12 protein-coding genes, 1 tRNA gene and 2 pseudogenes are annotated in these 14979 nt (G+C 75.1%); 6 read left to right on the plus strand and 9 right to left on the minus strand.

Annotated elements, in window-relative coordinates; translation table 11 throughout:
- Positions 1-10: 10 nt before the first annotated feature.
- Positions 11-1441 (minus strand): cobyrinic acid a,c-diamide synthase CobB, encoded by a 1431-nt coding sequence (locus JQX11_RS28690; protein ID WP_372444648.1) that lies wholly within the window; start codon positions 1439-1441, stop codon positions 11-13.
- Positions 1442-1570: 129 nt separating this feature from the next.
- On the opposite strand from JQX11_RS28690, the gene JQX11_RS28695 reads away from it, so the two are divergent.
- On the plus strand, positions 1571-2386 hold the full coding sequence (locus JQX11_RS28695) for an SURF1 family cytochrome oxidase biogenesis protein (protein WP_307826400.1): 816 nt from the start codon (positions 1571-1573) through the stop codon (positions 2384-2386).
- Between the two features lie 158 nt (positions 2387-2544).
- Positions 2545-3345 (plus strand): hypothetical protein, encoded by an 801-nt coding sequence (locus tag JQX11_RS28700; RefSeq protein ID WP_232378787.1) that lies wholly within the window; start codon positions 2545-2547, stop codon positions 3343-3345.
- Between the two features lie 22 nt (positions 3346-3367).
- On the opposite strand, the gene JQX11_RS28705 is transcribed toward JQX11_RS28700, so the two are convergent.
- The 4 genes and pseudogenes from JQX11_RS28705 to JQX11_RS28720 all read right to left on the minus strand — a co-directional run.
- The gene (locus JQX11_RS28705; RefSeq protein ID WP_232378788.1) at positions 3368-4966 is read right to left on the minus strand and encodes an ATP-dependent DNA ligase; all 1599 of its coding nucleotides are present in this window, start codon (positions 4964-4966) and stop codon (positions 3368-3370) included.
- Between the two features lie 104 nt (positions 4967-5070).
- Positions 5071-5277, minus strand: a complete 207-nt coding sequence (locus JQX11_RS28710) for a hypothetical protein (RefSeq protein ID WP_088646578.1) — start codon at positions 5275-5277, stop codon at positions 5071-5073.
- A gap of 77 nt (positions 5278-5354) precedes the next feature.
- Positions 5355-6707, minus strand: a complete 1353-nt coding sequence (locus JQX11_RS28715) for a dipeptidase (protein ID WP_204928143.1) — start codon at positions 6705-6707, stop codon at positions 5355-5357.
- A 129-nt stretch (positions 6708-6836) separates the two neighbouring features.
- Positions 6837-7611 (minus strand): annotated as a pseudogene (locus JQX11_RS28720) (uridine kinase family protein); the annotation flags it as partial.
- Between JQX11_RS28720 and JQX11_RS28725 the strand changes: the two are divergent.
- On the plus strand, positions 7579-7980 hold the full coding sequence (locus JQX11_RS28725; protein WP_204928144.1) for a rhodanese-like domain-containing protein: 402 nt from the start codon (positions 7579-7581) through the stop codon (positions 7978-7980). The pseudogene JQX11_RS28720 and the gene JQX11_RS28725 overlap by 33 nt on opposite strands.
- Positions 7981-8115: 135 nt before the next feature.
- On the opposite strand, the gene JQX11_RS28730 is transcribed toward JQX11_RS28725, so the two are convergent.
- The 3 genes and pseudogenes from JQX11_RS28730 to JQX11_RS28740 form a co-directional block, all read right to left on the minus strand.
- Positions 8116-9660, minus strand: a complete 1545-nt coding sequence (locus JQX11_RS28730) for a cobyric acid synthase (RefSeq protein ID WP_204928054.1) — start codon at positions 9658-9660, stop codon at positions 8116-8118.
- A 149-nt stretch (positions 9661-9809) separates the two neighbouring features.
- Positions 9810-10787, minus strand: a pseudogene (locus JQX11_RS28735) (cobalamin biosynthesis protein); the annotation flags it as partial.
- A gap of 161 nt (positions 10788-10948) precedes the next feature.
- Positions 10949-11794, minus strand: coding sequence for a single-stranded DNA-binding protein (locus tag JQX11_RS28740; protein ID WP_204928056.1), 846 nt, complete (start codon positions 11792-11794; stop codon positions 10949-10951).
- Between the two features lie 396 nt (positions 11795-12190).
- Between JQX11_RS28740 and JQX11_RS28745 the strand changes: the two genes are divergently transcribed.
- On the plus strand, positions 12191-12613 hold the full coding sequence (locus JQX11_RS28745; RefSeq protein WP_204928057.1) for an HPF/RaiA family ribosome-associated protein: 423 nt from the start codon (positions 12191-12193) through the stop codon (positions 12611-12613).
- A 148-nt stretch (positions 12614-12761) separates the two neighbouring features.
- A complete protein-coding gene (locus tag JQX11_RS28750; protein ID WP_204928058.1) occupies positions 12762-13820 on the plus strand; it encodes an alpha/beta hydrolase in 1059 nt (352 codons plus the stop codon).
- Between the two features lie 92 nt (positions 13821-13912).
- On the opposite strand, the gene JQX11_RS28755 is transcribed toward JQX11_RS28750, so the two are convergent.
- On the minus strand, positions 13913-14656 hold the full coding sequence (locus JQX11_RS28755; protein WP_204928059.1) for a hypothetical protein: 744 nt from the start codon (positions 14654-14656) through the stop codon (positions 13913-13915).
- Between the two features lie 151 nt (positions 14657-14807).
- On the opposite strand from JQX11_RS28755, the gene JQX11_RS28760 reads away from it, so the two are divergent.
- Positions 14808-14880, plus strand: a tRNA-Arg gene (locus JQX11_RS28760).
- Positions 14881-14979: the final 99 nt, after the last annotated feature.

The following is a 14979-nucleotide window of genomic DNA, read 5'->3' on the forward strand; positions in this document are numbered from 1 at the left end:
CCGGGGCCGGTCAGGCCGGCGCGGCGACGCCCTCGACCGGCGAGGGCAGCGCCGCCGCCGTCACCAGCCGGGTCGCGATCTCCGGGTACGCCGCCCAGTGCAGGCCGAGCTGGGAGGCGTGCACGCCCCGCCAGACGAAGCCCTCGGGCGTGCCGCCCTCCCAACCCCAGGCGGCCCGCTGCCCGGCCCGGGGGGTGAGCACCGCGCCGTGCTGCTTGTAGCCCACCACCGTCGCACCGGTACGGGCGACCGCGCTGTCGGACAGGGCGGTCGCCTCCCGGTAACCGACCACCAGACCGTCCCGGCTCACGCCGATCGCGTCCAGCACCCCGCACATCGGCAGCCCGTCCAGCTCCCGGGCCAGCCACAGCAGGCCGGTGCCCTCGGCGATCACCGGACGGCCGGTGCGGGCCAGCTCGGCCACCGCGATGCAGAGCCGCCGGTTGGCCGACAGGTCCCGCGCGTACGACTCGGGCAGCGCGCCCCCGACGACCAGCGCGCGGGTGCCGGCGGGCAGCGCCTCGTCGCGCAGCGGGTCGACGGTGACCACCTGGGCCCCGGCGGCCCGCAGCAGCTCGGCGGTCTCCGGGTGGCTGTAGCTGCCGCCGGGGCCACCGGCGAGCGCCACCACCGGCGCGTCCACCACCGGGGCGTCGGACACCGGCGACCAAGCCGGGACGGACAGCGCCGGGGCGGAACGGGCCAACCCGAGCAGGCGTTCCAGGTCGACCGTCCCGGCGACCGCCTCGCCGAGCCGGCGCACCGCCCGGGACGCCTCGGCGTCGCGGCCGAGGACCGGTGCCACGCCGTGCCGGCGGGCGGGCAGCACCGGGGGCAGTTCGTGCCGGCGCAACGCCCCGTAGACGGGCATCCCGACGTCGTCGAGCGCCTCCCGGAGCATGGCCTCGTGCCGGCCGGAGGCGACCTGGGTGAGGATCACCCCACCCAACCAGAGCTGCTCGTCGTACGAGCGGAAGCCGTGCACCAGGGCGGCCACCGACTGGCCCATCGCCGCCACGTCGATCACCAGCACGACGGGGCTGCGCAGCGCGGTCGCCACGGCGGCCGTGGACTCCGCCTCGGGGCGGCCCCCGACCGAGTCGTACAGCCCCATGGTGCCCTGGACCAGGGCCAACGCGGCACCCTGCGCGCCGTACGCGAAGAGGGGCCCGAGCCGGTCGCCACCGATCAGCCGGGGGTCGAGGGTACGGCCGGGGCGGCCGGCGGCCAGGCCGAGGTAGGCGGCGTCGACGTGGTCCGGACCGACCTTGAACCCGGCGACGTCGAGCCCCCGTTCGGCGAGCGCGGCGAGCAGACCGACGGACAGCGCGTTGGTGCCGTGACCGGAGGACGGCGCGCTGAACACGAGGCGCGGCACGGCGGTCATCATCGACTCCTCGGTGGCGACGGGCGGTGGCTCGCGGACGGCCGGGAGGAACACCGGCGGCGATCCGCAGGCGTGACCATACCCGCCCCTGGCGACAGGTGGAGACCGCCGATCCGCACACCGTACGGGCCGGTGCCGGGCCGTCGCGCAGGGTGGCGTCGGTCATACGGGTAGCCTCGTGCTGTGTACCGGTTCCTGCTGACCCCACGCTGGCTGGGCATCCTCGCGCTGACCCTGGTCGCCGCCGCCGTCATGGTGCTGCTCGGCAACTGGCAGCTGGACCGCTACCGGGAACGTACCGCCGTCAACGAGCGGATCGACGCCGGCACCGCCGGCACCCCCGCGCCGCTGCGGTCGACGCTGCCGGCCCCCACCGGCGGCGCGGGCACCGTCGGCGCGGCCCCCGCCGCGCAGGCCGAGTGGAGCCGGGTCACCGCCACCGGCCGGTACGACGCCACGAACGTCATCCTGGTCCGGGGCCGGACGGTGGAGAGCAGGGTCGGCTTCGAGGTCCTCGTCCCACTGGTGCTCGACGACGGCACGGCCGTGCTGGTCGACCGGGGCTGGGTCCCCCCGGCACCCGGCGGCGCGCTGGCCATGCCCGAGGTGCCGGCGCTGCCTACCGGTCAGGTGACCGTCGTCGGCCGGGTGCACCCCACCGAGAGCGGCGGCAACGGCGTGGACCGGCGCGACGGCCGGTTGGAGACCCGTCGGGTGACCGTGGACAAGCTGGCCCGGGAACTGCCGTACCCGCTGCACGGGGCGTACCTGCTGCTCGACGAGCAGACCCCGGCGAACGACCCGGCGTTCCGGGCGGTGCCGATCGGGCACACGAACAACTGGCAGAACTTCGGCTACGTCGTCCAGTGGTGGTTGTTCGCCGCGATGACGCTCTTCGGCTACGGCTGGGTGGCCCGGCGGGAGGCCCGACGGGCCGCCGGCCTGGACGCGCCGAAGCCTCCCGTGGACCGGGCCGCCGAACCGGCCGCCTCCGCCTGACCGCCCGGCCCAGCTGGCCCGTGCGCGCCGCCCTGGCACCCCCGGGCGGCGAGCGGGTGCGGGCGGGTACGTGCTGCGGGCCGGTGCCGCGCCGGAACGCGGGGCGACGCCGGACGCTGTATGGTCCGCAGGATGTCCAACGCGCGTGAGGTGTCGTGGTGACCTCCGACCCCGCCCCGTCGTACCCGTCCGACCCGCCCACCCCGTCCGGTCCGCCCACCCCGTCCGGTCCGCCCACGCAGGCGAGCCCCGCCTACGATCCCTGGGCCCCGTCGCCGGACGTGCCACCGGCGTCGACGGCGTTCCCCGCGCCCCCGGCGGTACCGGTCGGCCCCTCCACCCCGTCGACCGCCGAGCCGTACCCGGGACCGCCGGCCCAGTTCTCCGCACCACCTGCGCAGTTCTCGGCACCACCGGCGCAGTTCTCCGCACCGCCCGCGAACTTCTCGGCACCGCCCGCGCAGTTCTCCGCACCACCGGCGCAGTTCTCGACGCCGCCGGCGGGGTTCCCGGCACCGGCCGGGGTCGACCCGTACGCCGCGCCGATGGGCCAGCCGGGGCCGTACCCGCCGCAGTTCACCCCGCCGCCGGGGATGGCGGGTGGTCAGCAGGCGGCGGCGGTGCAGATCGGCGAGATCATGGTGAGTCCGCCGGTGATCCACACCCCGGCGGGCGCGATGCCCCTGGCCGGTGCCACCTGGTACGTCACCGACCACTGGCAGCGGGAGGAGAAGATCGCCAGTTGGGCGATCGTCTGCGCCATCCTCGGCTTCTTCTGCCTCACCATCTTCAGCCTGCTCTTCCTGCTGATCAAGGAGACCCGGTACCACGGCATGGTGCAGGTGACGGTGACCAGCGGCGGCCACCAGTACGTGGCCCGTATCCCGGTGGTCGACCAGGGACAGGTGCAGCAGATCAACAACCAGGTCAACTACGCCCGTTCGCTGTCCACGCTCTGAACGATCGTCCCGCCGGGGTGGCTCAGTCGGTCGGTCGCCCGGCGTGCAGCGCCCGGACCGTGTCGATGGTGTCCGCCTCGGCGGCCGACTTGTCGTCGCGGTAGCGCAGCACCCGGGCGAACCGGAGCGCCACCCCGCCCGGATAGCGGGTGCTCGCGAGCACCCCGTCGAAGGCGATCTCGACCACCTGCTCGGGGCGGACCCGCACCACCCAGTCCCCGCGCTCCACGGCCAGCCCGAGGAAGCGTTCGGTCTGCCAGCGCAGCAGGTCGTCGGTGAGGCCCTTGAAGGTCTTGCCGAGCATCACGAACTCGCCGGTACGCGGGTCCCGGGCACCGAGGTGGAGGTTGGACAGCCACCCCTCCCGCCGTCCGCTGCCCCACTCGACCGCCAGCACGACCAGGTCGAGGGTGTGCCGGGGCTTGACCTTGACCCAGGCGGTGCCCCGTCGACCGGCGTCGTAGTGCGCGTCCGGCGACTTGATCACCACCCCCTCCTGACCGGCGTCGAGCGCGGCGGCGAACACCGCACCGGCCTGCTCGGGGTCGGCCACCTCGGCCCGACCGACCAGCAACGACCCGTCGACCACATCAGCGAGCCGGGCCCACCGCTGCCGGCCCGGCAGGTCGATCAGGTCGTCGCCGTCGAGGTGCAGCAGGTCGAAGAAGTACGGCGTGAGCGCGGTCGCCTCGGCCAGCGGGGCCACGTCGGCCGCGCCGGTCGCACCGCTGGCGGAGGTGACCCCGGTGGCGGCGGTGGTGGCCCGCCGGGCCGCCCGGCTGGAGGTCTGCGGGAACGGCAGCGGGCGGCCGGCGGTGTCCAACCCGATCGCCTCGCCGTCGAGCACCACGTCGCGGACCGGCAGGGCGCGTACGGCGGCGACCACCCTGGGCAGCCGGGCGGTGATCTCGTCGAGGCTGCGGGTGAAGACCGCGACGTCGTCGCCGGAGCGGTGCACCTGGATGCGGATGCCGTCGAGTTTGACGTCGACCACGGCCGGCACCCCGGTCGCCTGGAGCGCGGCGTCGACCGAGGGGGCGCTCTGGGCCAGCATCGGCGCGAGCGGGCGGCCCACCTGGAGCCCGAACCCGGCCAGCGCGGCGGCCCCACCGGTGCGGGCGGCCAGCGCGACGGCCCGCAGGTCACCGGCGAGCAGCAGGGCGCGACGGACCGCCGTCACGGGGACCTCGGCGGCCTTGGCGATGGCGTCGGCGAGCAGGCCCGCCTGGGCGCCCTGACGCAGCTCGCCACGGAAGAGTGCGACCAGCAGCCGCTGCTCGTCGACGGTGGCGGCACCGAGGAGGGCGGCGAGCAGGTGCCGGCGACGGGCCTGGGAACCCGGTCCGTGCACGGCGGCGATCTCGTCGATCGCCGCGTCGACGGCGGTCACCGTCAGGGTCGGCTCGGCGGCCGGCGGCGGCAGGTCGCGCAGACTGGCCCAGCCCACACCGGTCTGCCGCTGACGCAGCTCACCGGCGAGGTAGCCGGAGCCGACCGACACCTCGGACAGGTCGAGCGCCCGCAGCGCGCCGGCCAGCAGCTCCACCTTGGCCCGCCGGCCGGTGGTGGCCGCGACGGCCGCGGAGGTGGCTGCCAGGTCGAGGAACCGCACGCACCTCATCCTGCCAGCCACCCCCGACATCGCCCGGGTATTGCCGTACCCGGGCCGTCCCGATCCGGCCGTCCTCCCCAGTGGCACCGGGTGTGACCACCTGGTGCCACGGCTCAGACCGAGACGGGTTCCTCTATGCGCAGCCCACGGGCGCGGACGCCGTCGGCGACCCGGGACAGCACGCCGTCCAGGGCGACCAGCACGGCCGAGAGCTCGCCGAGCTGTTCCTTGAGCGTGTCCTCGGGCCACGCGGAGACGTCGACGTCCCCCAGAGCGCTCACGGCGGCTTCCAGCCGCGTCATCACGTCGTTCGTACGCATGTTCGAAAGGCTATACCAGGTGCGCGAACGACACGCCGCAAACCGCGACATCGACCCCGACGTTATGGTTCCGCGACCTAACCGGCCCGTCGCCCCTGTCCGGCCACGTTCGCCAGCAGCAACGCCTCGGCCAGGCAGACCCGGGCGAACTCGCCGAGGTGCAGGCTCTCGTTGGGGCCGTGCGCCCGCGCGTGCGGGTCCTCCACCCCGGTCACCAGGATCGCCGCCTGCGGGAACATCTCCTGGAAGGTGGCGATGAACGGGATCGAACCCCCGACGCCGATGTCCACCGGCTCGGTGCCGTCCCAGGCGGCCCGGAAGGCGGCGCGGGCGGCGTCGAACATCGGCCCCGACGCGTCGATGACACACGGGTCGCCGTCGTGCTCCAGGGTCACCGTCACCCGGGCACCCCACGGCGCGTGCCGTTCCAGGTGGGTACGCACCGCGTCGTACGCCCGCTTGGGGTCGTCGCCCGGCGCCAGCCGTACGCTCAGCTTGGCCTTCGCCGCCGGGACCAGCGCGTTGGGCGCCTCGCCGGTGGCCGGCGCGTCGATGCCGAGCACCGCCACCGCCGGTCGGGTCCAGAGCCGCTCGGTGATCCGGCCGGTGCCGATCAGCGCGACCCCCTCGACCAGCCCGGCCTCGGCCCGGAACCGGTCCTCCGGGTAGTCGACGGCGGCCCCCGCCCGGCCGGTCAGGCCCTCGACGGCCACGTCCCCGGCGTCGTCGTGCAGGGTCGCCAGCAGGCGGACCAGCGCGGTCAACGCGTCCGGCACGGCCCCACCGAACATGCCGCTGTGCACCGCGTGGTCCAGGGTGCGCAGCTCGACGAACAGGTTGACCACGCCGCGCAGCGAGGTGGTCAGCGCCGGCACGCCCACGTCCCAGTTGGTGGAGTCGGCGATCACGATGACGTCCGAGGCGATCTCCTCGCGGTGCTCGGCGAGCAGCCGCTCCAGCGAGTCCGAGCCGTACTCCTCCTCGCCCTCGATGAACAGCACCACGCCGACCGGGAGCTGGTCGCCGAAGGCGCGCAGGGCGGCGACGTGCGCCATGATGCCGGCCTTGTCGTCGGCCGCGCCGCGCCCGTAGAGACGGCCGTCCCGCTCGACCGGCTCGAACGGCTCGGACTCCCACAGCGACAGGTCGCCGACGGGCTGCACGTCGTGGTGGGCGTACATGAGCACGGTGGGTGCGCCGGGCGGGGCGGCCTTCGTCCCGATCACGGCGGGCTGACCGCCCGACCGCACGATCCGCACGTCGAGACCGCAGCCGCGCAGCAAGTCGGCGACCGCCTCGGCGGAGCGCTCGACGTGCGAGTGGTCAAACCCCTCGAACGCGATGCCGGGGATGCGGACGAGACGTTCCAGGTCGGCACGGACCCCGGGCAGTTCCCGCGCGACGGCGGCCCGTACCTCGGACTCGGACATGATCGGTGAGGTCATGACCGGCATCGTATGCCGGCCTTACCGCGAGCCACCCGGCGAGCCGGAGCCCGCAGTCGGGCCGGGCCGGCGACCGACCGCAGCCGCCGGCCCGACGGCCGGGCCGGGCGCACCGGCGGGAGTCGGGCGGCGGACGTAGTAGTGGTCCGGGTCGTGCGGCAGGGTCGGCGCGCCGTCGACCACCAGGTCGACCGCGTCGGCGGTCCGGTCGACGGCGAAGTGGGCCTCCTCCCCCGCGTGCCAGCGCCGCAGCTCCGCCAGCAGGTGCGCGCCGTCGCGGTCCAGCGCGCGCCGCAACCGCACCGGACCCGGCGCGGTGACCTGCACCGACAGGGTCAGCTCCGGGCGGATCGCCGCCCGCGCGGCGCTCACCCCCTCCAGCAGCAGCACCGGCGCGACCGGCACCGGCACCTCGCGGGGCAGGAACGCCCGGCGCACCCAGCTGTACCGCCGGTAGGAACCCGGTCGCCTTTCCCGCAGCGGGGTGAGCACCCGTTCCTCCAGCCGGGTCCAGAAGGTGAACTGGTCGTCCCAGCCGTCGAGCAGGTCGTCGGTGTGCACCACCGGTGGCCGTCCGCCGTCGGGCAGGCCGGCCAGGGCGTCCGCGAGGCGCGCGGTGAAGACGCTCTTGCCCGCGCCGCTGGGTCCGTCGACGGCCACCAGTCGGGTACGCCCCAACCGCGCTGGCCCGGCGAGCACCCGCCGGGCCAGCGTCGCGTACGCCTCGACCAGCGCCACCGTCACACAGGTGACGCTAGTGGGTGTCCCCCGTGAGCCTGGTTCCGCCGTGGGGAGTGAGGTTCGTCGGGCGGCGCGGTGGGCGCCGGGGCATGATCTGGACGTGCTCAATGACGTGATGAGTCCCGGCGTGGACGCTCTGCTGGAACAGGCCCGGGCCGGGCTACGCCGGTTGAGTCCTCACCAGACGGTCGAGGCGGTACGGGCGGGTGCGCTGCTGGTCGACACGCGTACCGAGGGGCAACGCCGGGAGCAGGGGGACCTGCCCGGCGCGATCGTCATCGACCGGACGGTGCTGGAGTGGCGGCTGGACCCGGCCAGCGAGTGGCGTATCCCCGAGGCGACCGGCTACGACCGGGAGATCGTGGTGGCCTGCCGGCACGGTTACAGCTCCAGCCTGGCGGCGGCGAGCCTGCAGGCGTTGGGCCTGCGCAACGCCACCGACATGACCGGCGGCGTGCAGGGGTGGCTGGAGGCCGGGTTGCCGCTGTCCGACCAGCCCGCCGACGTGCGCCGCTGACGACCGGCCCCGGTACGACGACGGCCCGACCGGCCTGCCTGGCCCCGGACCGGCTGCCCGGCCGATGCGGGCACGGGGCCGCGGCCCAACCGCTGCGGGCACTGACCGGGTTTCCGGCCGGTGCGGGCGGGATGGTCAGGTCGTGGGTGGTGCGCCGGGTGGGATGAACGGCAGGTCGGCGGGAGCGCCGCTCTCGATGAGCCGCCACAGCGCGGCGGTGTCGAGGTGTTCCTCGACCAGGTCGCCGAGCAGGTCGAGGGAGCGTTCGCGGGCGGCGTCGAAACTGGTGCCCGGTGCGACGGTGAAGCCGTGCCGGCCGGCCGACCGGGCCACCTCGGTCAGGAACCGACGGCGGAACTCGTCGGACTCGAACGCGCCGTGCCAGTGGGTGCCGTGCACCGCGCCGAGCCGCGCGCCCTCGGGCCGGCCGTCGGCGTGGTGCAGCAGCGGCGGTAGGTCCGCGTCGGCGGTGGAGACGTACCCGTGGTGGATCTCGTAGCCGCGTACCGGGACGTCCGGCGCGGCGGTGCCGACGGCGGGGCGGACGGTCTTGACCGGGTCGAAGGTGATCTCGATGGGGAGCAGGCCCAGCCCGGGGACGCTGCCCCGGCGGCTCTCCACCGGATCGTGGATGGCGGTGGCCAGCATCTGGAAGCCGCCGCAGATGCCCAGCAGTGGCCGGCCGGCGGCGGCGTGCGCGGTGACCGCCTCGGCGAGCCCGGTCTCCCGCAGCCAGGCCAGGTCGGCGACGGTGGACTTCGAGCCGGGCAGGACGACCAGGTCGGCGGCGGCCAGCTCGGCGGGCTCGACGGTGAGCCGGACCCGGACGCCCGGTTCGGTGGCGAGGGCCTCCACGTCGGTGGCGTTGCTGATCCGGGGCAGTCGGACCACGGCGATGTCGAGCCAGTCGGTGCCGTGCGGGGCGGCGGGCCGGCCGAGCACCCGACCGTAGGCGAGCGAGTCCTCCGCGTCGAGCCACAGGTCGAGGTGCCAGGGCAGCACCCCGTAGGTGGGCCGGCCGGTCACCCGGTGCAGCATGTCGAGCCCGGGTCGGAGCAGGCCGAGATCACCCCGGAACTTGTTGATCACGAAGCCGGCGATCAGCGCCTGGTCGGCGGGGTCGAGCAGGGCCACCGTGCCGAACATCGAGGCGAACACGCCGCCCCGGTCGATGTCGCCGACCACGATCGTGGGGAGACCGGCGTGCCGGGCGAGCCCCATGTTGACGTAGTCGCCGGCCCGCAGGTTGATCTCGGCGGGGCTGCCCGCGCCCTCGCAGATCACCACGTCGTAGGTCGTCCGCAGCTCGGCCAGGGCCGCGTACGCCGTCTCGGCGAGTTTCGGACGCAGGGCCCGGAAGTTGCCGGCGGTGACCGTGTCGACGGCCTCGCCGAGCAGCACCACCTGACTGGCCAGGTCACTGCCGGGCTTGAGCAGCACCGGGTTGAACCGCAGGTCGGGAACGAGCCCGCAGGCGGCGGCCTGCATCGCCTGGGCCCGCCCGATCTCGCCGCCCCGCCCGTCCGGGCCGACCACCACGGCGGAGTTGTTGGACATGTTCTGCGCCTTGAAGGGGGCCACGGCGACGCCGGCCCGGTGCAGCCACCTGCAGATGCCGGCGGTGAGCACGCTCTTGCCCGCGTCGGAGGTGGTGCCCGCGACGAGCAGCCCGCCGCTCACCGCCCACGCCCCCGGTGATCGACCCCGGCCACGGCCGGTACGCCGACGGCCCCGGACGCCCCGGAGGCCCACGCGGGCCGCCGCACCCCGGCGGCCCGACCACGTCCGGCCGCCGCTGCCGACCATCCGGTGAGCCGACGCAGTGGGCGACCCCACAGCGCGCCACCGGCGGCGGCGACCAGCCGGCCCCCGGTCGTCGGCCAGGCCGCCGCCAGCGCGAGGGCGGCCAGCCCGACCGTGCCGGAGAGCCGGGCGGCCCGCTTCAGGTGCCGGGCCTCGGGGCGTGGGCCGTCGCCGAGGAACGGGCGTACCTCGGACCGCCCGAAGTAGACGTTCCGGCCGCCGAGCCGGACGCCCAGCGCACCGGCCATGGCCGCCTCGCACTGCCCGGCGTTGGGGCTGGGGTGGTCGTTGCGGTCCCGACGCCAGACCTGCCAGGCCCGCTCCCGGTCGCCGTGCACGGTGGACGCGGCGGCCACGGTGAGCAGCCCGGTCAGTCGGGCCGGCACCAGGTTGAGCAGGTCGTCGAGCCGGGCGGCCGGGGTGCCGAACCGGGCGTAGCGCGGTGACCGGTGCCCGACCATCGCGTCGAGGGTGTTGGCCGCCCGGTAGCCGAGCAGGCCGGGCAGCCCGGCCAGGGCACCCCAGACCAGCGGCGCGACGACGGCGTCGGAGGTGTTCTCGGCCACCGACTCGACGGTGGCGCGGGCCAGCTCGCCCTCGTCGAGCCGGGACGGGTCCCGACCGCAGAGGTGCCCGAGCCGGTGCCGGGCCGCCGGCAGGTCACCGGCGCGCAGGGCCGTGCCCATCACGGTCGCCTCGTGGCGCAGGGTCCGCCCGCCGAGCACCGTCCAGGTGCCGGCGGCCACGGCCAGGGCGCGGGCCACCGGGTGTCGCCGGGTGGCCCGGCTGACCGCCGCCCCGAGCAGCACCGGCCCGCCCACCGCGACGGCGGTGAAGAGCACCCCCGCCCGCCGGTCGGCGCGGTAGACCCGCCGTTCCAGGGCACCGGCGGCCCGACCGAAGCCGGCCACCGGATGCCAACGCCGTGGATCGCCGAGCAGGCTGTCCAGCGCGTACCCGGCCACCAGCCCGACCGTGTCCGCCGTCGCCGTGCGTCGCCCCACCCGTCACCACCTCCGGCCGGCCAGCCTAGTCGTACGGCGGGGTGACCACGTCGCCGTCGCCACCCCGCCCCCCGTTCCGTACGAACCGGAACCCGTGCCCCTTCCCCGGCACGGGTTCCGGGGCGCGCCCACACCCGGTGCGGGCACCCGTGGGGTGTTTCTCAGGCCGGAACCGGCACCCGCCCCCGGCCACGCCGGCCCCGGCCCGCCGGACCGAGGGCCACCTCGCCCGGGGTCGGGACGACCGTGCCCTGCGCACCGGCCGGCCCCTCGTCGCCGGGGCCGTTCTCCCCCTCCGGCCGGTTCCCGCCGCCCGGACCGTCCTCACCGCCCGGACCGCCCTCGTCGCCCTCGTCGCCCGGCCGGTCCCCGCCGCCGGACCGCATCGCCGGTTCGTCGTCGGGCAGCGGGGCCAGGTCGTCGTCGGGTTCGTCGTCGAACGGGTCGGCCGGCGGGACGTACCCGCCGCCCGGCAGGTCGTGGCCGGCGCGCGGGAGACCGAATCCGGACAGGTCGAAGTCGTCGTCGAGGGGGCGGTCGTCCGGCGCGGCGGGCACCTGGTCGGCCGGCACCGGCTCGGTCGGCTCGCCGTGCACCCGCTGGGCGGCCGCCGCGTCCTCCACCGTGCTGGTGGCCATGCTCGGCCGGTTGCGCAGGAAGCGGGACCGGCCCCGGGACAGGTCGTGCCCGACCGCGACCGCCTCCAGCTCGTAGAGCACCCGGTGGTTGCCGGCGTCGTCGGTCCAGTCGCGGGTGTAGAGCCGTCCCGCGACCACCACCGGGTCGCCGACCATGACCGAGGCGGCCACCCCCTCGGCCAGCTTGCGCCAGCAGTTGACCCGGACGCGCAGACTGTTGCCGTCCACCCACCGGCCGCTGTCGCGGTTGAGGCGGCGGGCGGTCGAGGCCACCTTGAAGTTGGCGACCAGGGTGTTGCTCTGCGCCGTACGACGCCATTCCGGCGCGGTCAGCACGTTGCCGACGACCGTGACGTAGGTATCGAACATCGTCCCCTCCCAGGGGCCTGTGGATGCAATGGCGAGTCGACTCGGGACCGAGCCTGGCCGGTACGGCACGGCGACGCGAGGCCCCGACCCGGTCCTGTGGACAACCGGAGCGCCTGTGGACGACCACCTGATCAAGGTCCCGGTGTGCTAGGCCATCAGACCCTGGGGTGGCCCGACCGGCCGGGGCGAGGATCAGAGAGCGGAGCCGATCCCACCCCTCGGGTCACGACGACACGGGGAAGGTGGCGTCACCCGGAGTGAGGTCGACCCCGGCTGGGTAAAGAGTTGATCACCCAGGCACCACCAGGCACGACGTCCGACGAGAAAGGCAACGCTGATGATTCGGACCCCGTTGCGTACGACCGGCTCCGTCCGCACCGAGCGGGAGGTGCGGCGATGAGCGCGGTGGCGAACCCGGCAACCGTGGCCGAGTGCCTGCGGATGGGCGCGGGCTTCTCCCAGGGCGACCGGAACTGGATCGTCGAGCAGTTCGGCACCCTGGACGCCCGGCTGGCCGCCTTCCACGCCGACGCCACCGAGCTGGAGGTGTCGGTCAAGGACCGGGAGGCGCGCGGGCAGAAGGTCACCCTGGAGTGCTGGATCGCCGGCCGGCAGAAGATCGTCACCACGTCGAGCGAGGAGGACCTGCGGGCCGCCCTCAACGACGCCCGGGACGACCTGCGCCGCAAGCTCAACGACGCCAAGACCAGGCAGGAGCCCCGGCACAACAAGCACATCCGGGAGATGGCCCAGCCCACCCCCGCGCCGGATCTCGACGCCGACGGGAACCTCGACCGGGTGGACGCCGAGACCGCCTGACCGGACACCGGGCCGTTCCCCTCCCCCGCCGGAGGGGAACGGCCCGGCGCGGCACCGCCCACCACCGGGCGGTCCGCGTCGCCGCCGTCCACCACGACGTCCGACCCGGGGCTACCGCCGGGTAGCCTGCGGGCGTAGCGTCGCGGTCGTGGAACAGGACGTGCTGGGGCCGCCGTACGAGCGGCAGACGATCGACCTGGGCACCGACGACGAGGGTCCGGTGGTCGCGACCCTGGTCCGGCGGCGCGCCGACCGCCCGACCGGCCGGGCGGTGCTCTACGTGCACGGCTTCGTCGACTACTTCTTCCAGACCCACCTGGCCGACTTCTACGCCGAGCGCGGCTGGGACTTCTACGCCCTTGACCTGCGCAAGTACGGCCGTAGTCTGCTACCCCACCAGACCCCGAACTTCTGCCGCGACCTGAGCGACTACTTCCCCGAGCTGGACGCCGCCGCGAAGATCATCCGCGACGAGGACGGGCACGACACCCTGCTCGCCATGGGCCACTCCACCGGCGGCCTGATCATCTCGCTGTGGGCACACGCCCGCCGCGACGCCGCAGCGGTCGACGGGCTCGTCCTGAACAGCCCCTTCTTCGACCTCAACGCCCCCTGGCTGGTCCGTCGACCCCTCGCGGCCGCCGTCTCCCGGCTGGGCCGTCGCGCGCCGCACCGCATCCTCCCCTTCGGCCTGGGCACCGTGTACGGCGAGAGCCTGCACGCCGACCATCGCGGCGAGTGGACGTACGACCTGGCCTGGAAGCCGCTCGCCGGGTTCCCCGTCCGGGCCGGCTGGCTGACCGCCATCCGCGCCGCCCAGCGGCAGCTCCGCGCCGGGCTGGACATTCCCGTCCCCGTGCTGGTGGCCTGCTCGACCCGGAGCTTCCGGGGCACCCGCTGGCACGACTCGGCGGCCCTGGCCGACGCGGTGCTGGACGTGGAGCACATGGTCCGCTGGGCGCCCCGGCTCGGCCGGCACGTGACAGTGGCCCGCTTCGACGGCGGCAAGCACGACCTGGTCCTCTCCGGCCCCGCCGTACGCGAACGGGTCTTCGCCGAGGTCGGCCGGTGGGCCGAAGCGTTCCTCGGTGCCGGCCCCACCCTGCCGGACGCCGATCCGCCCCCGGCCGCGCCCGCTGCCTCCTCCGGACCTGAGCCCGGGGCCTCCAGGTCGATGATCGACTCATCTGAGCCGATGCAGCGGTAACCGGCAGGCGGGATAGCACCACATCGGCCCACTTGAGTCGATCAAGCCGCCTGGACAGGCAGGGCGGCGGTGGTCGGGAGGCGGAGGGGCGGTCAGGAGGCGGGCAGGGCGGCGAGCACGCGGTCGAGCGTCGCCACCGGGTGGCCACCTCCGGGCACTTCGTCGCTGGACGCTTCGCGGCTGGGCGCTTCGCCGTTGGGCGCGTCGTCGGCGGGCGCTTCGTCGGCGGGTAGGAGCACGCCGAGGCAGCGCAGGCCGACCTCCCCGGCGGCGTCGGAACGTACCCCGAAGACGGGAGCGCCGACGTAGCCGGCGGGGAGCGCGGCGGTGATCCGCAGCCGGCCGCCGTCGCGGACGGCCCGCTCGACGGCGACCTCCAACGGTCGGCTGCCGTCGCCGCCGACGCCGAGGGCCAGCACGATCGCGGTGACCGGCCCGGCACCGAACGCGTCGAGATCGTCCGTCGTGACGGCGACGGCGGCGGGCACCGGCTGCACCCGCCATCGCCAGCCCTGCCCGGCGGCGTACCCGTGCAGCTCGCCGGTGGGCAGGGCCGCCACGCCGAGCCGCACGTCCCGGCTCCAACCCACCGGCAGATCCGCCAGCGGCAGCGACACCCCCGCCACGCCGGCCGGCTCGGTGACACTGGACCGCAGGCCGAGCCGCTGCGCCTGCCCGGCGACCACGTCGGCGGTGAGCAGGAACTCGCCGGCCGGATGGCCGAGGAAGAAGGCGGTGCCCGGGTCGCCGGCCGTGTCGACCGGCAGGATGGCCCGGCCCAGGAGCTGGCACAGCTCGTAGGCGACCTCGTCTTCGGCGTCGGGTTCCAGCAGCACGGACCCGAGGGTACGGCCCGCCGCGCCGGGCGGAAGAGGGGTGCCCGGATCGGGGGTGCCGTGCGACGCTGATCACGCGTGTCCGGATGCGACCCGTTCCGCCGTACGGCGGGGGGTCGGCGGTACCCTCTTGGCGCGACACGTACGCCGCGCGCCCGTAGCTCAGCGGATAGAGCAGGGGACTTCTAATCCCAAGGCCGCAGGTTCGAATCCTGCCGGGCGCACCCACGCCGACCTCCACACCAACCCACCCCACCGCAGGTGACGGGTCGATCACTACAGGTTACTCGTCGCAGGGCAAGCGTTTATCCAGGTCCTGGGAG

The organism is Micromonospora humida (assembly GCF_016901255.1).
GTDB lineage: Bacteria > Actinomycetota > Actinomycetes > Mycobacteriales > Micromonosporaceae > Micromonospora > Micromonospora wenchangensis.